Source organism: Roseomonas sp. CAU 1739 (assembly GCF_039839775.1).
Taxonomy (GTDB): domain Bacteria; phylum Pseudomonadota; class Alphaproteobacteria; order Acetobacterales; family Acetobacteraceae; genus Neoroseomonas.
This window is the reverse complement of sequence record NZ_JBDOQQ010000004.1, coordinates 299,490-318,365: the sequence shown is the minus strand read 5'-3', so window position 1 is coordinate 318,365 and position 18,876 is coordinate 299,490. Positions and strand designations below refer to the sequence as shown.

Annotated in this window: 17 protein-coding genes; 9 read left to right on the top strand and 8 right to left on the bottom strand. The window is 69.9% G+C overall.

What is annotated here, in order from left to right:
- Positions 1 to 125: 125 nt before the first annotated feature.
- The 5 genes from parE to AAFN86_RS10000 form a co-directional block, all read right to left on the bottom strand.
- Positions 126 to 2,108: a DNA topoisomerase IV subunit B gene (gene parE / locus AAFN86_RS10020; protein ID WP_347543160.1), complete on the bottom strand. Its 1,983-nt coding sequence runs from the start codon at positions 2,106 to 2,108 to the stop codon at positions 126 to 128.
- A gap of 81 nt (positions 2,109 to 2,189) precedes the next feature.
- Positions 2,190 to 2,717: a hypothetical protein gene (locus tag AAFN86_RS10015; RefSeq protein ID WP_347543159.1), complete on the bottom strand. Its 528-nt coding sequence runs from the start codon at positions 2,715 to 2,717 to the stop codon at positions 2,190 to 2,192.
- A 2-nt stretch (positions 2,718 to 2,719) separates the two neighbouring features.
- Positions 2,720 to 3,601: a hypothetical protein gene (locus AAFN86_RS10010; RefSeq protein ID WP_347543158.1), complete on the bottom strand. Its 882-nt coding sequence runs from the start codon at positions 3,599 to 3,601 to the stop codon at positions 2,720 to 2,722.
- Entirely contained in the window at positions 3,598 to 4,095 is a 498-nt protein-coding gene (dps, locus tag AAFN86_RS10005) for a DNA starvation/stationary phase protection protein Dps (RefSeq protein ID WP_347543157.1), read from the bottom strand. Before dps ends, AAFN86_RS10010 begins: the two co-directional genes overlap by 4 nt.
- A 53-nt stretch (positions 4,096 to 4,148) precedes the next feature.
- Complete coding sequence (locus tag AAFN86_RS10000) at positions 4,149 to 5,735, bottom strand: MFS transporter (protein ID WP_347543156.1); 1,587 nt, start codon at positions 5,733 to 5,735, stop codon at positions 4,149 to 4,151.
- 243 nt (positions 5,736 to 5,978) lie between these two features.
- Between AAFN86_RS10000 and AAFN86_RS09995 the strand changes: the two genes are divergently transcribed.
- A complete protein-coding gene (locus AAFN86_RS09995) occupies positions 5,979 to 6,308 on the top strand; it encodes a DUF962 domain-containing protein (protein ID WP_347543155.1) in 330 nt (109 codons plus the stop codon).
- On the opposite strand, the gene AAFN86_RS09990 is transcribed toward AAFN86_RS09995, so the two are convergent.
- Positions 6,309 to 6,698, bottom strand: coding sequence for a PH domain-containing protein (locus AAFN86_RS09990; protein WP_347543154.1), 390 nt, complete (start codon positions 6,696 to 6,698; stop codon positions 6,309 to 6,311).
- A 206-nt stretch (positions 6,699 to 6,904) separates the two neighbouring features.
- Here AAFN86_RS09990 and AAFN86_RS09985 point away from each other — a divergent pair, with 206 nt between their 5' ends.
- The 3 genes from AAFN86_RS09985 (at position 6,905) to AAFN86_RS09975 (ending at position 10,384) form a co-directional block, all read left to right on the top strand.
- Complete coding sequence (locus AAFN86_RS09985; protein WP_347543153.1) at positions 6,905 to 7,858, top strand: alpha-L-glutamate ligase; 954 nt, start codon at positions 6,905 to 6,907, stop codon at positions 7,856 to 7,858.
- Complete coding sequence (locus AAFN86_RS09980) at positions 7,858 to 8,829, top strand: tripartite tricarboxylate transporter substrate binding protein (RefSeq protein ID WP_347543152.1); 972 nt, start codon at positions 7,858 to 7,860, stop codon at positions 8,827 to 8,829. Before AAFN86_RS09985 ends, AAFN86_RS09980 begins: the two co-directional genes overlap by 1 nt.
- Before the next feature lie 127 nt (positions 8,830 to 8,956).
- The gene (locus AAFN86_RS09975) at positions 8,957 to 10,384 is read left to right on the top strand and encodes a DUF1254 domain-containing protein (protein WP_347543151.1); all 1,428 of its coding nucleotides are present in this window, start codon (positions 8,957 to 8,959) and stop codon (positions 10,382 to 10,384) included.
- Between the two features lie 116 nt (positions 10,385 to 10,500).
- On the opposite strand, the gene AAFN86_RS09970 is transcribed toward AAFN86_RS09975, so the two are convergent.
- Complete coding sequence (locus tag AAFN86_RS09970; RefSeq protein ID WP_347543150.1) at positions 10,501 to 11,199, bottom strand: alpha/beta fold hydrolase; 699 nt, start codon at positions 11,197 to 11,199, stop codon at positions 10,501 to 10,503.
- 297 nt (positions 11,200 to 11,496) lie between these two features.
- Here AAFN86_RS09970 and AAFN86_RS09965 point away from each other — a divergent pair, with 297 nt between their 5' ends.
- The 5 genes from AAFN86_RS09965 (at position 11,497) to AAFN86_RS09945 (ending at position 17,495) form a co-directional block, all read left to right on the top strand.
- Positions 11,497 to 13,425: a DEAD/DEAH box helicase gene (locus AAFN86_RS09965; RefSeq protein ID WP_408906594.1), complete on the top strand. Its 1,929-nt coding sequence runs from the start codon at positions 11,497 to 11,499 to the stop codon at positions 13,423 to 13,425.
- A gap of 93 nt (positions 13,426 to 13,518) precedes the next feature.
- Positions 13,519 to 14,715, top strand: coding sequence for an acyl-CoA dehydrogenase (locus AAFN86_RS09960; RefSeq protein WP_347543149.1), 1,197 nt, complete (start codon positions 13,519 to 13,521; stop codon positions 14,713 to 14,715).
- A 47-nt stretch (positions 14,716 to 14,762) separates the two neighbouring features.
- Positions 14,763 to 15,161, top strand: a complete 399-nt coding sequence (locus AAFN86_RS09955; protein WP_347543148.1) for a DUF2721 domain-containing protein — start codon at positions 14,763 to 14,765, stop codon at positions 15,159 to 15,161.
- Between the two features lie 57 nt (positions 15,162 to 15,218).
- Positions 15,219 to 16,184 carry a tripartite tricarboxylate transporter substrate binding protein gene (locus AAFN86_RS09950; RefSeq protein WP_347543147.1) on the top strand — a complete coding sequence of 322 codons (966 nt, stop codon included), beginning with the start codon at positions 15,219 to 15,221 and terminating at the stop codon, positions 16,182 to 16,184.
- Between the two features lie 12 nt (positions 16,185 to 16,196).
- Positions 16,197 to 17,495, top strand: a complete 1,299-nt coding sequence (locus AAFN86_RS09945; RefSeq protein WP_347543146.1) for a class I SAM-dependent RNA methyltransferase — start codon at positions 16,197 to 16,199, stop codon at positions 17,493 to 17,495.
- Between the two features lie 250 nt (positions 17,496 to 17,745).
- On the opposite strand, the gene AAFN86_RS09940 is transcribed toward AAFN86_RS09945, so the two are convergent.
- Positions 17,746 to 18,795, bottom strand: a complete 1,050-nt coding sequence (locus AAFN86_RS09940; RefSeq protein WP_347543145.1) for a hypothetical protein — start codon at positions 18,793 to 18,795, stop codon at positions 17,746 to 17,748.
- Between the last annotated feature and the right edge of the window lie 81 nt (positions 18,796 to 18,876).

The window sequence follows — 18,876 nt, the reverse complement described above, 5'->3', positions numbered from 1 at the left end:
CGTGGCGCCCGATGCCGAGTAACGGTTTCCAAAGGCCCACTGGCCTTTGGTGGGGTGGTTTGGAGGGGCAAGGCCCCTTCAACCTTATCCCAGGCGCCAAAGGGGCGGTGCCCCTCCGGCTCGCGCTACGCGTCCAGCGCCTCCGCCTCCACGCTCGCCGCGTTCTCCTGGATGAACTGGAAGCGCAACTCCGGCCGCCGGCCCATCAGCGCCTCGATACGGTCGGATGTGTAGGCACGATCCTCGGCCGGCAGGATCACGCGCAGCAGGGTGCGCTTCTTCGGATCCATGGTGGTTTCCTTGAGCGATGCCGGCGGCATCTCGCCCAAGCCCTTGAAGCGGCTGACCTCGACCTTCTGGTTCGCCTTGAAGCGCGCCTTCAGCACGCGCTCACGGTCGGCATCGTCCATCGCATAGACGGACACGCCGCCGGCCTGCAGTCGGTACAGCGGCGGCTGGGCGAGGAACACGCGGCCCTGCCGCACCAGCTCCGGCAGTTCCTTGTAGAAGAAGGTCATCAGCAACGCGGCGATATGCGCGCCATCGACGTCGGCGTCGGTCATGATGACGACGCGGCCATAGCGCAGCTTCGCGATATCGAAGCGGTCGCCGACGCCGCAGCCCAACGCCTCGATCAGGTCCTTCAGTTCCTGGTTCTGCCGCAGCTTTTCCGTGCTGGCGGATGCGACGTTGAGGATCTTGCCGCGCAGCGGCAGCACCGCCTGTGTTTCGCGGTCGCGCGCCTGCTTGGCGGACCCGCCGGCGGAATCACCTTCGACCAGGAACAACTCGGTGCCTTCGGAGGTGGCGCGGGAGCAATCGGCGAGCTTGCCCGGCAGGCGCAGCTTGCGCGTGGCCGATTTGCGCGGCGTGTCCTTCTCGGCGCGGCGACGGATGCGGTCCTCGGCACGCTCGATGGCGAAGGCGAGGAGGTTGTCCGCCGTCGCCGGATCACCGGCCAGCCAATGATCGAAATGGTCGCGCAGGGCACCCTCGACCAGACGCGCGGCCTCCGGGCTGGTCAGCTTGTCCTTGGTCTGGCCCTGGAACTGCGGCTCCCGCACGAAGACCGACAGCATGCCGGCCAGGCCACCGAGCAGGTCCTCGGCGGTGACATTGGCCGCCCGCTTTTCCTTCTTCAGCTCGCCATAGGCGCGCAGCCCCTTGACCAGCGCGGCGCGGAAGCCGGCTTCATGGGTGCCGCCCTGCCCGGTCGGGATGGTGTTGGCGTAGGTGTTGAGGAAGCCTTCGCCACGCTCCAACCAGGTTGCCGCCCATTCGACGCGGCCGGCATTGTCGGGAAAGTCGGCCTGGCCGCCCCAGGGGGCCGAGACCACCATCGCCTGGCCCTCGATCGCCGAGGCCAGGAAGTCCGACAGCCCACCCGGGAAATGCAGGACCGCCTCGGCCGGCGTCTCGTCCTTGATCAGCGACGGGTCGCAGGACCAGCGGATCTCGACGCCGCGGAACAGATAGGCCTTGGACCGGCACAGCCGGTACAGCCGCGCCGCCTTGAATTCCTGCGTGGCGAAGATCTCGGGGTCGGGCTTGAAGCGGATGGTGGTGCCGCGGCGGTTCTGCACCGGCCCGGCATTCTTCAGCTTGGTGACCGGCTTGCCGCGTTCATAGGATTGGGTGAACAGCGTCCGGTCGCGCGCGACCTCCACATCCAGCCGCTCGGCCAGCGCATTCACCACCGAACTGCCCACGCCATGCAGCCCTCCGGAGGTGTCATAGGCCTTGCCGGAGAACTTGCCGCCCGAATGCAGCGTGGTGAGGATGACCTCCAGCGCCGACAGCTTCGGGAACTTGGGATGCGGGTCGACCGGGATGCCGCGGCCATTGTCGCGCACCGTCAGCCAGTTGCCGGCGGCGAGCGTGACCTCGATACGGTCGGCATGGCCGGCCACCGCCTCGTCCATGGCGTTGTCGATGACCTCGGCGGCCAGATGGTGCAGGGCGTTCTCGTCAGTGCCGCCGATATACATGCCGGGGCGCCGGCGGACGGGTTCCAGCCCCTCCAGCACCTCGATGTCCTTGGCGGAATAGCCCTCGCCCTGCCCGGCGGCGCCTTTCCCCGCGCCGCCCCGGCCGAACAAATCGTTCATGTCTTGTTCCCCTTAGGCCGCCGAGGATACCGGCGGCGGCCCTGCGAAACAACGGACGAAGCGAGTCGCACCGGATGCGACTCAAACCACGCGGGTCAGCACGCCTTCCGCCTGGCCCAGGTTGAATTCCGGATCGTCCTCGGTCCAGGCCAGGTCCATCGCGCCATCCGGCCGTGGGGCCAGCGTGACCTGGGCCGGGGCCCCGGCCAGCAGGCCGGTGATCTGGAAGCCTTCGAGCAGCCGGAATCGCCAAGCCCAGGCGCGCGGCGCGAAACTGTCGGACGCCCGCGCCACCATCCCGCGTCCACCCCGCACATCCAGCGCCGTGACGGCGATGGCCACGGACTGGCTGCGGTTGATGCCGCCCCAGCCATGCCAGCGCCCCGAGAACACCCGCAGCGCGGCCGGTACATCGGCGCCAGGCGGTTCGATGCGCAGCGGCGGCAGCGCGGCGGTCCGGCGGCTCGTGGTTTCGGCGGCGAAGGCCTCCCAATGCGGCGGCCAGCGCCCCGGCTCCAGCCTGTCGAGCCGAGAGTCATCCCCGGTCGAGCAGGCTGCGGCTAGCCCCGGCAGGCCCAGCAGCAGGCAGCGCCGCCGGGCACCCGCCACGATCAGGCGCCGAGTTCGAAGCCTGAGACCGCCGCTTCGCGGGCCAGGCCCAGGCTCTCGGCGAAATTGTCGCGCCGCGCGATATTGGTGGCGACCAACTGGCGGATGCCGCTCGCCGGGCCGGCGGCCGAAGGGGCGGCGCGTTCGGCGATCTGGAAGGCGCCGGTCGGCGCATAGCCGCGCAATCCCCCCTGCCCTTCCACCAGCGCGAAGCCCGACTGGGCCGGGCGCACCGACACGGCCTGGCCGGCGGCGACGCGGCCGATCTCAGGCGCGCCGGCCTCGGGGCGCAGCCGCAGCGTCACCGTCGCGGCGGCGACCACGCTGCGGGTCGCACCGGTCTCGGCGCGGGCACGGCGGGCGGCCTCGCGCGAACCCGGCGCCGCGGCTTCCAGCGCCACGTCGCGCTGGCGCGTGCGGGCTTCCAGCGCATCCAGCACCGATTGCGCGCGGGCCAGGTCACGCTGCAACCGGGCGCGCAGCGCAGCCATGCGCGTTTCCGCAGCCTGGCGCGGCACGCGGTTGGCGGCGAATTCCGCGCGGATCGTGCGCGCCTCGATCCAGCGGCAATAGAGCAGCGCGTCGAAGGCGATCTGCAAGGCGTCGAGGTCGGCATTCTCCTGCCGCAACGTCGAGTCGAGCCCGGCGCCGGGTGCGGCGGCGGCGCTACGGCTGAAATCGGTTGCCACGGTGCCGCGCGGCATCTGCCCCGGATCGGCCCATCGCCCGGCCGGGGCAAGGAACGCATCCCCTGACCCGTTGAAGCTGGTCACCTGGTTGCGGCAGCCCTCGCCGGCATCGCCGCCGCCGGGAACAGCGCAGGCCGCCAACAGCGCCACGAAGGCGCCGGAGGCGACCAGCAGGCGGGGGCGCGGCCGGGTCAATCGAGATGGGCTTCGAGCATCCACAATGCCTTGTCCAGCATCCGGGACAGATCGGTCAACAGGTCCGCCGTATCTGCATCGCCGGCTTCGTCGGTGGCGTCGATCCCCTCGCGCACGGTCTTGGCCAGTGCGGCGTAGCGCGTGGTGAGCGCCTTCACATGCTCGATCCCTTCGCGCAGCTCGGCCGGATAGGGGGTGAGCCGCGTCTTCTCGCCGACCAGCTGCGTGCTGCCGTCGGGCGTGCCGCCCAGTTGCACGGCCCGTTCGGCGACATCGTCGGTGACTGCGGCGAGATCGCCATAGAAGGTCTCGAACAGCTTGTGCAGCCCGGCGAAATGCGCCCCGCGCACCGTCCAATGCGCCATGCGCACGCTGTTGGTCAGGTCGATCATGTCCACCAGCGTCGCGTTCAGCGCGCCGACCGACACCTCCCGCACATTGGCGCCGAGGTCGTTGTGGGTCGCATGCAGCGTCGCGGCCTTGGTTTTCGCCATGACATCAGCCTCCTCGCAGAGTGTGGACACGGCACTCAAACGGGTCGCCCAGGTCATGGTTGCACGGTCAGGTATCGTGCTGCCTCGGGTGCTTCTTCGCCGACCTGGAAGCCGGCCGCGCGCGCCAGGGCGTGGCGGTCCGCGGTGTCGAGCCGGCCGGCCTCGCGCAGATGTTCGGTCCAGGATTCGACGGCCCAGAGTTCGATCCAGCGTTCGGGGTGGGCGACGTCCTCCAGCAGGCGCCAGGCGACCGCGCCGCAGCGCAACCGGACGCGGCGGGCTTCCCGCATGGCGGCAAGGAAGGCGGCGCGATCAGCCGGGTCCACCGTGTAGCGCACGACCTCCAGCACCCGGCCCGAATGCTCGTCGAGGATGTTGCGCAGCTCCGCGGCCGGGGCTTCGGGCGAGGGCATGGCGACGCGCGGCGCTTCGCTGCTCGTCGCGGTGTCCAGCCGCCAGCCACGCACGCCAATCGCCGCGGCGGTGCATATCGCGGCGGCCAGCAGCAGCGCCGGTTCGATGCCGAGCGTATTGCCCGCCCAGCCCCACAGCACCGCGCCCGCCGTCATCGCGCCGAAGAAGCACAGCTGGTAGATGCCGATCGCCCGCGCGCGGACCCAGGCCGGGGTGGCGAATTGCGCCGCCGCCTGCAGGGTGGAGGCGGCGGCCAGCCAGCCGGCGCCGAACAGCAGCATCGCCACGCCCGCCGGAACCCAGTGGTTGGACACGCCGAGCACCGCCAATGCGGCCGCCGAGACCAGCGAGAAGGCGGTCACCATCGCCCCGCGCGTCGGCAGCCTGACGCGCAGCGCCGGCAAGGCGAAGCCGGTCGCCACGGCGCCGACGCCCATCAGGCCCAGCATGCCGCCATAGGCCTCCGGCCCCAGACCCAGCTTGTGGCGCACCACCAGCGGCAGCATCCCCCACACCGCCGAGGTGAAGAAGAAGAACACGCAGGCGCGCAAGATGGCCGCGCGCATTGCCGGGCTGGCGGCGACGAAGCGCAGCCCAGCGCGCATGGCGCTGACGAAATGCTCGGGCGGCATGGTGCTGCGCGGCGCTTCCCGCTTCCAGAACAACAGGGCGAGCAGCAGCGACAGGAAGCAGAGGGCATTGAGCGCGAAGGCCGCCTGCGTGCCGGCGAGCGCGATGGCGAAGCCGCCGATCGCCGGGCCCACTGCGCGCGACAGGTTGAAGCCGATGCCGTTCAACGCGATGGCCTGGACCAGATCCTCACGCGGCACCAATTCCGGCGTGGTGGCGGCCCAGGCCGGGAAGTTCAGCGCATTGCCCATGCCGATGCAGAAGGTGAAGATCAGCAACCCCCAAGGGCCGAGCCAGCCCGCCCAGGTCAGCAGGGCCAGCAGGCTCGCCACCGTCAGCACCCAGGCCTGGGCGCCGATCAGGTAGACCCGGCGGTCGATGATGTCGGCCAGCGCGCCCGCCGGCAGCGCCAGCAGGAAGACCGGCAGCATGGATGCCGCCTGCACCAGGGAGACCATGACCGGCGACGGGTCGAGGCTGGTCATCATCCACCCCGCCCCCGTGTTCTGGACCCAGAGTCCGATATTGGCGGCGAGGTTGGCCCACCAGAGCAGGCGGAAGGCCGGGTGGCGAAGCGGAGCGAAGGCTGCGGGCATCGGGCCAAACTGGCAGAAGCCGGCGATGACGGGAACGCTTTCCGCAGGCCGCTGCGCACGACGCGGGCCGATCCCGCCCCGGACGCATTGCTCGCCCATGCCGGGCGCGCGGTTCAATCCGCGGCAGACTGGTTCGTGAACGGCCAGCGTCGGGCCTGGTTCCCGCGCCACCCTGTGCTGGAGAGCGTGTCGCCGCGCGCCCGGCGAGTTCCAGGCGGACGCGATCTGCACTAGCCTGCCCGCATGGCGGATCGCATCGCAACCTACGCCGAATTCTGGCCCTACTACCTGCGGGAACACGCCAACCCGCGGACGCGGAGCATCCATGCCCTGGGCACGGCGGTGGGGCTGGTGCTGCTGCTGATCGGGCTGCTGTTCGGGCCATGGTGGCTGCTGCCGCTGGCCGTCGTCACCGGCTACGCCTTCGCCTGGGGCAGCCACATGCTGGTCGAGCGCAACCGCCCGGCGACCTTCACCTACCCGGCTTGGTCGCTGTTCTCGGATCTGCGCATGGCCTGGCTGATGGCGACCGGGCGGCTTGGCCCGGAGCTCGAAAAGGCCGGCCTGCGCTGATCAGTCGAGCGTGGTCGCCGGGCCGGCCGGCCGCGCGGTGCGGTTCCAGATGCCACGGATCTTCTCGCTGACGCCAACCGGATCGGCGATGCCGCGCAGCACATGGGTCTCCTCGGAGCGGCCCTCCATCGCCCGGATCACGATGTCGCCGATGCCGACCATGCGGTGATACAGGCTCTGCTTCACCACCACGTCGCGGATGCGGAAGATCTCGATGTCGTCCCGCACCTTGGTCCAGAAGCCCTGGGCGATGGTGATGCGCTCATTGGTCAGGGTGATGCGCTGGCGGCCCAGGAACGGCAGGCCAAGCATGAGGACCGAAAGGACCAGCCAAAGCGGGCCGTAGGAGCGCTTGGTCTCGCGCGCTTCCAGGATGACGGTTTCGGACATGCGATGACCCCTGCCTGCCCTTGGGCATTACGGCGTGCCGGGCGGTGGGGCAACGGGGGATGGTTTGGCGTGGAATGGGCGGTCGGTGGAATACAGTTGCCGCCGGCGCTGTCCCGCGTGAAGGAAGATTTTTCTTTTATGCGGCCTATTGCGGCCATTGTGAGAAATTGTTTTCTCTGTCGGCGACAAACAACCGGATCGCCCCGATGTCGCAGATCTTCGTCATCCATGAAAACGACGCCTGGCTCGCCCCGTTGCGTGCCTCCTTCTTCGCCGCCGGCGCGGCGCATGAGGAATGGCATCTGGACCGCGGGCTGATCGACCTGACGCGGCCGCCGCCGGCGGGCGTCTATTACAACCGCATGTCTGCTTCCTCCCATACGCGCGGGCATACCTACGCGCCGGAATATGCGGCGGCGGTGATCGAATGGCTGGAACGGCACGGGCGGACCGTGGTGAACGGGCGCCGCGCCCTGCAGCTCGAAGTCTCGAAGGTCGCGCAGTATGAAGCGCTGGCCGCGCACGGCATTCCCACCCCGCCGACAATCGCCGTGGTCGGCGAGGAACACCTGCGCGAGGCCGGGGCGCGCATCGGCTTCCCGCTCATCCTCAAGCACAACCGCGCCGGCAAGGGCCTCGGCGTGCAACTAGTGCGCAGCCCTGCCGCCCTCGGCGAGGCGATCGGCCGCATCGCCGCGAATGAGGACCCGCACGGCGCCCCGCGCGACGGCATCTGGCTGGTGCAGCGTTACATCGAGGCGCCGGCACCCTTCATCACCCGCGCGGAATTCGTCGGCGGGCGCTTCCTGTATGCCGTGCGCGTCGATACCTCCGAAGGCTTCGAGCTGTGCCCCGCCGATGCCTGCGCAATGCCCGACGGCGCGGCCTGCCCGGCCGTCGCGCCGGGCGAGAAGTTCCGCATCATCGACGGCTTCACCCATCCGCTGATCCCGCGCATGGAGGCCTTCCTCTCCGCCAACGGCATCGGCGTCGGCGCCATCGAGTTCATCACCGACGCGGATGGCCGGACCTTCGCCTACGACGTCAACACCAACACCAACTACAATGCCGAGGCGGAGCGCCGCGCCGGCGTCTCCGCAACCGATGCCGTGGTGCGGCACCTGGTCGCGCTGCGGCCGCAGGCGGCGGTGGCGGCGTAGTGATCCGCCACGCGCTGCTCGCGCTGGCGGCGAGCCTCGCCCTTGGCGCCTCCGCCAACGCGCAGGACACCGCGCGCGACACCCGCCCGATCCGCTGGCTGATCGGGCTTCCGGCCGGCAGCGGGCCGGACCTGCTGACGCGGCTGCTGACGGAACGGCTGGCCACACGGCTCGGACGGCCGATCGTGGTCGAGAACCGGCCGGGTGCCGCGGGCAATCTCGCTGCCGCCGCCCTGGCCCGCGCGACGCCCGACGGCACCACGCTCGGCACGCTGATCGCCGCGACCATGGCGATCAACCGGCATCTGTATCCGGAGCCCGGCTTCGACCCGGCGCGCGACTTCACGCCGATCAGCCACTTCGCCTCCTTCCCCGGCGTGTTGCTGGTGTATCCATCATTGCCGATCGAAACGCCGGATGATTTCGTCGCCTGGGTGCGGGCACAGCCGCAGCCGCCGCTGTGCGCCACCAGCGGTGCGGGCGTGGTGCCGCACCTGGCCATGGCGTGGCTGATGCGCGAAATCGGCGCACGCTGCGAATTTGTCCATTACCGCGGCAGCCCGGATGCGCAGCGCGACCTGATGGCCGGGCGCGTGCCGGTGATGCTGGATGGGTTGCCGACCTCCCTGCCCGGCCTGACCAGCGGGCGGACGCGCGGCGTGGCGGTAACCTCCCTGCAGCCATCCGCCCTCGCCCCCGAATTGCCGACCGTCGCGTCCCGCATGCCGGGCTTCGAGGCGCTGTCCTGGATTGCCGTGGGCGGACCGGCCGGGTTGCCCGAGCTCTTCGCCGCGCAGATCGAGACCGCAGTTGCCGAGGCGATGGCCGACCCGGCGCTGCCGGCCCGCTTCCGCGCGCTGGGGGCGGAGCCGGCAGCGTCCGGCCGGGCAGCGCTGGCGGCGCGGATCGTGGCGGAGGATGCGCGTTGGGGTGCGCTGATCCGCGAGGTGGGAATCACGCTCGACCGGTGATGCACCCGGGTATGCATGCCGGAAATGGACATGCAGCGATGGCTGCGGCACTGCGACGTCCATGCTATGGCCCCGCCCACAGGATGGACCGCAACCGGGCGGGCTCCGTCAGATGAGGCGTCTACCCATGAACAAGCGCGACCTCCTTCGCGCGTCGGCGCTGGCCGGCGCGAGCCTGACGCTGCCACGCGTTGCCGCCGCACAGGCAGACCGGCCTGGCATCATCGGCGCCAAGGACATCGCCGAGGAAGGCTTCATCTTCGGCCTGCCTATCGTGATGAACTACGCGGTGATGTACGAATTCGCCATCGACCGGGCGAGTTCGCAGTTCAAGGCGCCATTCAACGAAATCTACAACGAGGCGCGCGTCGCGACCTATCAGGACACCGCCGTCGTCACACCGAACAGCGACACGCCCTATTCGATCTGTTGGTTGGATTTGCGTGCCGAGCCGATGGTGCTGTCCATTCCCGCGGTTGATCGCGGCCGCTACCTGTCGGTGCAGGTCATCGACGGCAACACCTACAATGTCGGCTACATGGGCAGCCGCACCACGGGGCCGGGCGCAGCCACCGCCCTGATCGCCCCGCCCGGCTGGCAGGGGGAGGCGCCGGCCGGCGTCACCAAGATCATCCGCTCCACCACGCACTTCGCGCTTGCACTGTTCCGCACGCAGCTTTTCACGGCGGATGACATGCCCAGCGTCACCGCCATCCAGCGGGGCTTCAAGGCGCAGCCTCTCTCGGCCTTCCTGAACCGCGCGGCGCCGGCACCCGCACCGGCAATCAGCTGGCCGCGAGTCGATGCCGATCTCGTGAAGAAGCACTTCTTCGCCTATCTGGACTTTGCGCTGCGCTTCAATCCGCCGCAGCCGAACGAGGCGGATATCCGTGCGAAGCTCGCGCGTATCGGCGTCGGCGCCGGCCCCGGCATGACCGCTGGCGGATCTTCGCTGTTCGACCGGCTGGAGGTCGACCTCGGCCTGTGGGAAGGCAACCGGAAGGTCGAAGCGGCCGTCGCCGCGGCGGGCGTGGACATGAACGATTGGCGCGTGACCGACAACCCTGGCTCGCCCGAGGCCTATAACGGCAACTGGCAGCAGCGCGCCGTGGTCGCCAAGGCGGGCATCTACGCGAATGACACCGCCGAGGCTGCCTATCCCTTCACGCGGAACGACGTGAACGGTAACGCGATCGACTGCAGCAAGGGCAACTACACGATCACCTTCCCGGCTGGGCAGTTGCCGCCGGTCAACGCCTTCTGGTCGGTCACCATGTATGACGGCCACACGCAGTTGCTGATCCAGAACCCGATCAACCGGTACCTGATCAACGCACCGATGCTGCCGAACCTGAAGCGCAACGCGGATGGGTCGGTCACGCTCTACGTCCAGCACGCCTCACCCGGTGCGGAGAAGGAGAGCAACTGGCTGCCGGCGCCGAACGGCACCGCCTACCTGGTCATGCGGCTGTACTGGCCTAAGACGGAGGCGCCGTCCCTGCTGCCCGTCGGCCGGGGTGCGTGGAAGCCGCCGGGGATCGTGCCGGCAAGCTGAGCGAACTTCCACGCCCCGAACCAATTCCCCACGGTGCAGCGGTCCGCTGGCCCTTGGCGGGGTGGTTTGGAGGGGCAGCGCCCCTCCATCCTTCTCCGCCCTTTTGGACATCGAGCCTATGCGGCCAGCCACGCCGCGAGCGCCGCATTCACCGCCTCCGGCGTCTCCATGGTCGGCAAATGCCCAGCATCGGCGAAATGGCGCAGCCGCGCGCCGGGGATCAGCGCGGCCATTTCCGCCGCCAGGATGGGTGGCGTCAGCGCGTCATCTGAACCAACGCCCACCAGCGTCGGCACCGCGATGCGCGGCAGATGCGGGCGGGAATCGATGCGGTGCATGATGGCCTCCTGCTGGCGCAGGAACGCCTCCTTGCCGATGCGCTCGGCCATCTCCATCACCTCGGTCGCCAGCGGGCCATCAAGGCGCGATGGATGGATCAGCGACGGCAGCAGCCGTGGCGTCACGCCGCGGAACTGGCCGGACCGGGACAGCGAGATCAGGCCGCGCCGCCGGCGCTTCTGCTCATCCGTATCGGCGCGCGCGCCGGTGTCGAGCAGGGCGAGCCGGGTCACCCGATCCGGTGCCTGGCGCATGATCTCGAGCGCGACATAGCCGCCCATCGACAGGCCGGCGAGCGCGAAGTGCCCATCCAGCGCGGCCAGGGCCCGCGCGGCCATAGTCTCGATACGGTCATCGAGCGTGAGGTCGGCCACGACCGGTGTGGCAAGCGGCGCGAGGACCGCGACCTGGTCGCGCCACAGCCGCGCGTCGCAGAGCAGGCCGGGCAACAGCAGGATCTGGGGCTTGGCGATCATGCCGTGGCTCTATCGCGACAGGCGCAGCCCGTCCATGCGCCGCGAGGCTCGGAAAACCTTGATCTTCTGCCCGAAGCGGCGCATATCGGCCGCGCTCGTGGACTGGCGGGCCGGATAGCCGGCCCCGGAGTGCGCCCCGCCGGGGCTCGGCCACCCACCGCACATCCCGCTGTCGGCCCCGCTTCGCCGGGCCCATGGAAAAGAGCAACGTTGAACGAGCTTCCCCTTACGGCCGCGGAAGCGGCCGACGCCCCGGCTGAGCCGGCTACCGCCCCCAAGCCCATCCTGGCTGAGGTCGTGACCGAAACCGCGACCGTGAAGGCCGTCCCTGCAGACCCCGCGCCGGACGCTGTCGCAGCGGAGGCCGAGGCTGCGCCGGCCATGGTCGCGCCGGTCGCCGCGCCGCCGTCCGCGGAGGTTCCGGCGGCCCAGGGCGACCTGCTCGCCCTCGCGACCTCACCGGCCGTCGAGATCGCGGCAGCCGTCGCCGATGACGACGACGAGGACGACGTCCCCGAATACTCCGAGGAGGAGGATGAGGAGGAGCAGCGGCCGCGCACGACCTTCGCGGATATCGGCCTGTCGGAGGAACTGCTCCGCGCCGTCGAGGAATCGGGCTACATCCACCCGACGCCGATCCAGGAACATGCGATCCCCTGGGTGATGATGGGCCGCGACGTGCTGGGCTGCGCGCAGACCGGCACGGGCAAGACGGCATCCTTCGTGCTGCCGATGCTCGACATCCTGACCGGCAGCCGGGCCAAGGCGCGCATGCCGCGCTCCCTGATCCTGGAACCGACGCGCGAATTGGCGCTGCAGGTTGCCGAGAATTTCGAGAAGTACGGCAAGTACCTCAAGCTCAATCACGCCCTGCTGATCGGGGGCGAGAGCATGAACGACCAGCGCGACGTGCTCGAGAAGGGCGTCGACGTGCTGATCGCGACGCCCGGCCGGCTGCTCGACCTGTTCGACCGCGGCCGCATCCTGATGGCGGATGTGAAGCTGCTGGTGATCGACGAGGCCGACCGCATGCTGGACATGGGGTTCATCCCCGATGTCGAGCGCATCGTCTCGATGATCCCGAAGATCCGCCAGACGCTGTTCTTCAGCGCCACCATGGCGCCCGAGATCCGGCGCCTCGCGGATGCCTTCCTGTCCAACCCGAAGGAGATCACCGTCTCCGCGCCCGCATCGGTCGCGACGACGATCACCGCGGGGCTGGTGTACGTGCAGCCGCACGACAAGCGGGAAGCGCTGCGGCGGATGATCCGCGTCGAGCAGGTGCAGAACGCGCTGATCTTCTGCAACAAGAAGATCGAGGTGGATATCCTCTACAAGTCGCTGAAGAAGCATCGCTTCAGCGTCGGCGCCCTGCATGGCGACATGGACCAGTCCACCCGCTTCGCCACGCTGAACGCCTTCAAGGCGGGCGAATTGCAGCTCCTGGTGTGTTCGGATGTCGCCGCGCGCGGCATCGACATCGGCGGCCTGTCCCACGTCTTCAACTTCGACGTGCCGTTCCGCGACGAGGACTACGTGCATCGCATCGGCCGCACCGGCCGCGCGGGGCGCGAAGGCCATGCCTACACCATCGCCACCGCCGATGACGCGCGCAATGTCGCGGCGATCGAGAAGCTGACCGGCAAGCCGATCCCGCGCATGACGGTCGAGGGTGTGGACCCGGTGCCGGAGGAGGAGATCGAGGAAGCGCGCAACGCGCCCAAGGGTCGCGGCCGCGGGCGTTCCGCGAGCCCATCCAAGGGTCGTGGTGGCGATCGTCGTGAGGGCGGGCGGTCTTCCACCCGGCGTGACGGCCCGGCGCGCGAACGTGCTCCGCGTGCCCCTGCCGCCCCGCGCGAGCGCGAGGCGAGCGCCGAGGAGGCTCCGCGCCCGCGTCGCGAACGCAGCGAGCGTCCCGAGCGGGCGGAACGTCCCGAGCGGGCGGAACGCCCGGAGCGTGGCGACCGCGCCGAGCGCAGCGCGCGTATCGAACGCGAGACCGCCGAGCCCGCCCGCAGCGAGCGCGAGCCGCGTCGCGAGCGGGAGCGCGACCGTGAGCCGCCGCGCGGCGAGCGCCGCTACCGCCAGGAGGATCTTGGTCCTTCGGTGGTTGGCTTCGGCGATGCGGTGCCAGCCTTCATGCTGATCCCGCTGCCGCGCCCACGGGCCGAGAGGCAGACCGAGGCGCCGGTCGCTGACAACGCGCCCGAGACCGAAGCCGCCTGACACCAGGCCGGGCGTCCTCAGCGCCCGGCCTTTTCCATTGCCTGAGCGCCGGACAGGCACCACCCTGCCGGCCCATTCGCCGGAGGACGCCCCATGAACGTCGTCACCAAGCCCGCCCGCGCGCAGTTCGTCTGGGACGACCCGCTGCTGCTCGACGAAGCGCTCACCGAAGACGAGCGCATGATCCGCGACAGCGCGCGCGACTTCTGCCAGGAGAAGCTGCTGCCGCGCGTGCAGGAAGCCTTCCGCAAGGAACACTTCCACCGCGAGATCATGAACGAGTTCGGCGAGATGGGCTTCCTCGGCGCCACGCTGGACAGCCATGGCTGCGCCGGCGTCGGCTACGTCGCCTACGGCCTGATGGCGCGCGAGGTCGAGCGCGTCGATTCCGGCTATCGCTCGGCCTTTTCGGTGCAGTCCTCGCTGGTGATGTTCCCGATCCACGCCTTCGGGTCGGAGGCGCAGAAGGACAAGTACCTGCCCAAGTTGCGCACCGGCGAATGGGTCGGCTGCTTCGGCCTGACCGAACCCGATGCGGGGTCCGACCCCTCATCCATGCGCACGCGCGCGAAGAAGGTCGATGGCGGCTACATCCTGTCGGGCTCCAAGACCTGGATCACCAATGCGCCGATCGCCGATGTCGCCGTGGTCTGGGCGAAGGATGACGAGGGCGTGCTGCGGGGCTTCGTCCTCGAACGCGGCATGAAGGGGCTGTCCTTCCCGAAGATCGAAGGCAAGTTCTCGCTGCGCGCCTCCGTCACCGGCATGATCATGATGGATGACGTGTTTGTGCCGGAGGAGAACAAGCTGCCCGGCGTGAAGTCCCTCGCCGGCCCGTTCCAGTGCCTCAACCGCGCGCGCTACGGCATCGCCTGGGGTTCGCTGGGCGCTGCCGAGGATTGCTGGCACCGCGCGCGCGACTACACGATGAACCGCAAGATGTTCGGCAAGCCGCTGGCGGCGACGCAGCTCATCCAGAAGAAGCTTGCCGACATGATGACCGAGATCACCCTCGGCCTGCATGCCGTGCTGCGCGTCGGGCGGCTGATGGATGAAGGCAAGGCGGCGCCGGAGATGATCTCCCTGGTGAAGCGCAACAATTGCGGCAAGTCGCTGGATATCGCGCGCGTCGCCCGGGACATGCATGGCGGCAACGGGATCGTCGACGAGTATCACGTGATCCGCCACGTCATGAACCTTGAGACGGTGAACACCTACGAGGGCACGCATGACGTCCATGCGCTGATCCTCGGGCGGGCGCAGACCGGCCTCAACGCCTTCGGCGGCTGAGCGGCGCGTTGGTGGGCGGCGGTACCATGCTGACGGGCCACGATCTGATGACGATCGAACGGACCCTGCAGCTGGCGATCGCGCCCGCCTTCCTGCTGTCGGGCGTCGTCGCGCTGCTGACGCTGCTGACCAACCGGTTGCAGCGCCTGGCGGAACTCCGTGACGCGATGCGCCACGACGGCAACGCGCCGCCGATGGAACGTCGGATCCTGGCGCGGCGGGCGCGGCTGATCTACCGCGCCATCACCTGCACCATCGTCACGTCGGTGCTGCTGTGCGTGCTGGTGATCGCAGGGTTCCTGGAACCGCTGGCGGGTGTCACGGCCGGGACCCATGTCGCCGGGCTGCTCGTCGGCGCGATGCTGATGCTGACCGCGGCGATCTGCTTCTTCCTGGCCGAAGTGCTCGTCAGCGCCAGCAGCCTGCAATTGAACGACGATCTGTAGCGATCGATTGCTGCATCGCAGCATGCCCGATAGGCTGCGTCGTCCAGGAGATCTTCCATGCTGATGCGCCGTCGCTTCGGGGCCACCGCCATGGCGGTGCTCGCCAGCCCCGCCTTTGCCCAATCCGCCTGGCCGCGCCGGCCCGTGCGGCTGCTGGTCGGCTTCGCGCCCGGCGGCTTCTCCGACATCGTCGCCCGCGCGGTCGCCGAGCAATACACGCAGAGCCTCGGCGTCAACGTTGTGGTGGAAAACCGGTCCGGCGCCTCGGGCACCATCGCCACCGACTTTGTCGCCAAGGCACCGGCGGATGGATCGGTGCTGCTGCTCGGCCATTCCACGCCCAATGCCGTGGCCGCCGCGCTGTTCAGCAACCTGCCCTATGACCCGCTCAATGACCTGACGCCGATCGCGCAGATCGCGGTGCATCCGCATCTGCTCGTCGTGCCGGCGGCCTCGCCCTACCAGACCACAGATGCGCTGATCGCCGCGGCGCGGGCGCGGCCGGGCAGCATCTCCTATGCCTCCTCCGGCATCGGGTCGGTGCATCACGTCGCCTGCGCCACGCTCGCGCAGAAGGCAGGGGTCGAGCTGGTGCATGTGCCCTATCGCGGCAGCGCGCCGGCGATGGCGGACCTGCTGGCGGCCCGGGTGGACATGACGATCGACGGCGTATCCGCCGTGGCGGGGCCGATCGGCGACGGCAAGCTGCGCCCGCTCGCCGCCGGCACGCTGGCGCGCATCGACCGCTGGCCCGACATGCCGACGCTGCAGGAACAGGGCTATGGCGAGATCGACGCGATGAGCTGGGTCGGCGTCTTCGGCCCCCCGGGCCTGCCGCCGGCCCTGGTGCAGGCCGCTGCCGCCGCTGCAGATGACGCGCTGGCTTCGGCCACCATGCGCCGCGTGTTGGAGGGCGGCAGTTCCATCCCGTCCACCCGGCGCGGGGCGGAATTCCGCGAATTCGTCGCGCTGGAGATCTCGCGCTACAAGGCGGTCCTGGGGAACAGCCAGATCCCATTGTAGCCAGGATATGTCATGACCGACCTCGTTGAATTGGAGGTCACCGCGCTCGGCGCCGCCGGCGATGGGATCGCAGCTCTGCCCGATCGTACCACCTGTTTCATCCCGCGCGGCCTGCCGGGGGACCGCCTGCGGGTGGCCCTCGGCCCAAGGCGGCGCGACGGGGTGCATGCGCGGCTCACCGAGATCCTCTCGCCTGGCCCCGATCGCGTCACCCCACCCTGCCCGCATTTCGAGGAAGGCTGCGGCGGTTGCGCCGTGCAGCACCTGGCCCCCGCCGCCCAGGCCATCTGGAAGAGGGACCGGCTGCGCGAGGCATTGTCGCGGGGCGGGTATGCCAACGCCGCCGTGGCCGACACCGTCACGACCCCGCCGGGCCGCCGCCGGCGGGCCGACTTCGCCGTGCGGCGCGAACCGGGCGGGATCGCCCTGGGTTTCCACAGGGGCGGTAGCGCCGAGGTGCTCGACCTGCGGAGCTGCGCCGTGCTCGACCCGCGCCTCGCCACGCTGATCGCCCCGCTGCGGGAGATGCTGCGCCGATTGCCCGCATTGCGGCGGGAAGGCTCGGCCGTGGTGAACCTGCTCGATACCGGGCCGGACCTGGTGCTGCGCACGGATGGGCCGCTGTCCTCCACCGATCGGGCGGCGCTGGCGGGTTTCGCGCGGGAGGCAGGCCTGCCGCGCATCGCCTGGGCGCTGAAGGACGGCCCCATCGAGATCGCGGCACAGACCGGGCCGGCGACCATCACCCTGTCCGGAGCCGAACTCGCCCCCGCCCCCGGCGCCTTCCTGCAGGCGAGTCCGGACGGCGAAGCCGCGATCATCGCCGCCGTCCTGGCCGCCCTGCCGGCGAAACTCGCAGGGCGCGGCCGCATCGCCGACCTGCATGCCGGGCTCGGCACGCTGTCGATCCCGCTTGCCGCATGCGGGCGCGTCACCGCCTTCGAAAGCGATGCGGCAGCCGTCACGGCGCTTGCCGCCGCCGCCGGGCGGGCGGGGGTGCCGGTCACCGCGACGCGGCGGGACCTCGATCGCCAGCCACTGACAGTAGCGGAATTGGCGGGCTTCGCGGCGGTGGTGCTCGACCCGCCGCATGCCGGGGCGCAGGAACAGGTGCCGCTGCTGGCGCGCAGCGCGGTGCCGACGGTGGTCTACGTGTCCTGCAACCCGGCGGCGCTGTCACGCGACGCCCGCGCCTTTGCCCAGGCCGGCTGGGCGCTGGCGGCGGCGACGCCGATCGACCAGTTCGTGCATTCGGCGCAGTTGGAGGCGGTGGTGGCGTTCACACGACATGCGAAGGCTGCGCGGCGCTGAAGAACCGGAAGGGGGCGTTGCCCCCTCCGGACCTCCCCCACCAAAGGCCAACGGGCCTTTGGAATGCGGTCACCAGGTGCAGGGCGGATCGTTCGGTGCCGAAGGGTGAATGCCGCTTCGGGCTCGGGGCGAAATCCGGGCACCGCTGCTGACCGTTCCGCCCTGTGCCAAAAACCCGCATTCCAAAGGCCCGTTGGCCTTTGGCGGGGTGGCTTGGAGGGGCGGCGCCCTTCCAATCTTCCAACGTCCCTCAGCGCGGTTCGATACGCGACAAATACAGCGTGGCGACGCGGCGGCGCGCCAGCAGATCCTCGGCGGTGCATGGCTTGGCGAGGGAATCGCCATCGATGAAGCGCAGCGGGAAGCGCGCCGCCAATGTCTCGAGCAAGGCCGGGGCCTCGGCGGTGCGGCTCGCGTCGAAGTCGAGCAGGATTCGAAGGCCCGGGCTGCGATCCATCAGCCCCGCCATGCCGGCGATCACGAGATGGGCGTGGGTGGCGATGCCGATGCGCAGGAAATCCACGCTGCCGGGTTCGATGTCCTCGAGTGCCTTGGCCGGTGCGTGGCACCAGGCGCGGCCGGCCTCGGTCGTGAAGGCGCCGGCGAACTGGCCATCCGCCGGGCCCACCAGCAGTGCAGGCACGCGCAGCGTCTCATGCGGGCCATCGGCCACCGCCAGGCGTTCGGTCGCGATGGTGCCGGCGAGCCCGTTCAACAGGACGTTGCGGCGCAGCAGCCAGTGCAGCCACGGATTGGCCTCCAGAGCGACAACCCGGCCCTCGCTGCCGACCAGGTCGGCCAGCACCAGGCTCCAGTAGCCGTAGATGGCGCCGACATCATAGGCGGTTTCCCCGCGCGCGACGTTGCGGCAGACGAATTCCGTCACCCAATACTGCCAGTAGCCATCCAGCAGCAGATGCGGCGCGATGCCCGCATCCGTCGCGTCGGTGAACATCTTGAAGCGGCCGAGCGCGCGGCACAGCACCGACCCATCCGGCAGCGATACGGTCTGGGTGCGGTCGCGGATCAGCGCCTCGATCTCGCGGCGGTTGCCGGTGCGCAGCAATTCCTCGAGCGTCGCGATGTCGCGGCGGCCGACCTCGGCGCGCACGGCCTCCATGGTCGCCCGCATCAAGGCCAGTTCGCCGCGGATCCGGAACAACTCCTCATGGGTGCCGTGGACCGCCTCGCGGCTCTGGCGCGGGGCGGTGGCAAACAGCCATGCAAGGAAGCGCGGCACGATGCCCGCACGGGGGGCATAGGTCGGCTCGGTCACGACGGGCGGGTTGTCCTTCGGCACCGGCTATCCTTGGAGCTTATCGACTGCGTGGTCTGCCCTGCCGGAAAATCCCATCCCCGGCACCGGCTGGCAACCCATTGC

What these genes read in the sequence shown, in the direction of transcription:
- AAFN86_RS09990 (WP_347543154.1), bottom strand. Translation starts at nt 6,698, where the DNA reads ATGTCCGAAACCGTCATCCTGGAAGCGCGCGAGACCAAGCGCTCCTAC.
- parE (WP_347543160.1), bottom strand. Translation starts at nt 2,108, where the DNA reads ATGAACGATTTGTTCGGCCGGGGCGGCGCGGGGAAAGGCGCCGCCGGG.
- dps (WP_347543157.1), bottom strand. Translation starts at nt 4,095, where the DNA reads ATGGCGAAAACCAAGGCCGCGACGCTGCATGCGACCCACAACGACCTC.
- AAFN86_RS09950 (WP_347543147.1), top strand. Translation starts at nt 15,219, where the DNA reads ATGCTGATGCGCCGTCGCTTCGGGGCCACCGCCATGGCGGTGCTCGCC.
- AAFN86_RS09995 (WP_347543155.1), top strand. Translation starts at nt 5,979, where the DNA reads ATGGCGGATCGCATCGCAACCTACGCCGAATTCTGGCCCTACTACCTG.
- AAFN86_RS09985 (WP_347543153.1), top strand. Translation starts at nt 6,905, where the DNA reads ATGTCGCAGATCTTCGTCATCCATGAAAACGACGCCTGGCTCGCCCCG.
- AAFN86_RS10000 (WP_347543156.1), bottom strand. Translation starts at nt 5,735, where the DNA reads ATGCCCGCAGCCTTCGCTCCGCTTCGCCACCCGGCCTTCCGCCTGCTC.
- AAFN86_RS09945 (WP_347543146.1), top strand. Translation starts at nt 16,197, where the DNA reads ATGACCGACCTCGTTGAATTGGAGGTCACCGCGCTCGGCGCCGCCGGC.
- AAFN86_RS09960 (WP_347543149.1), top strand. Translation starts at nt 13,519, where the DNA reads ATGAACGTCGTCACCAAGCCCGCCCGCGCGCAGTTCGTCTGGGACGAC.
- AAFN86_RS09975 (WP_347543151.1), top strand. Translation starts at nt 8,957, where the DNA reads ATGAACAAGCGCGACCTCCTTCGCGCGTCGGCGCTGGCCGGCGCGAGC.
- AAFN86_RS09955 (WP_347543148.1), top strand. Translation starts at nt 14,763, where the DNA reads ATGACGATCGAACGGACCCTGCAGCTGGCGATCGCGCCCGCCTTCCTG.
- AAFN86_RS09970 (WP_347543150.1), bottom strand. Translation starts at nt 11,199, where the DNA reads ATGATCGCCAAGCCCCAGATCCTGCTGTTGCCCGGCCTGCTCTGCGAC.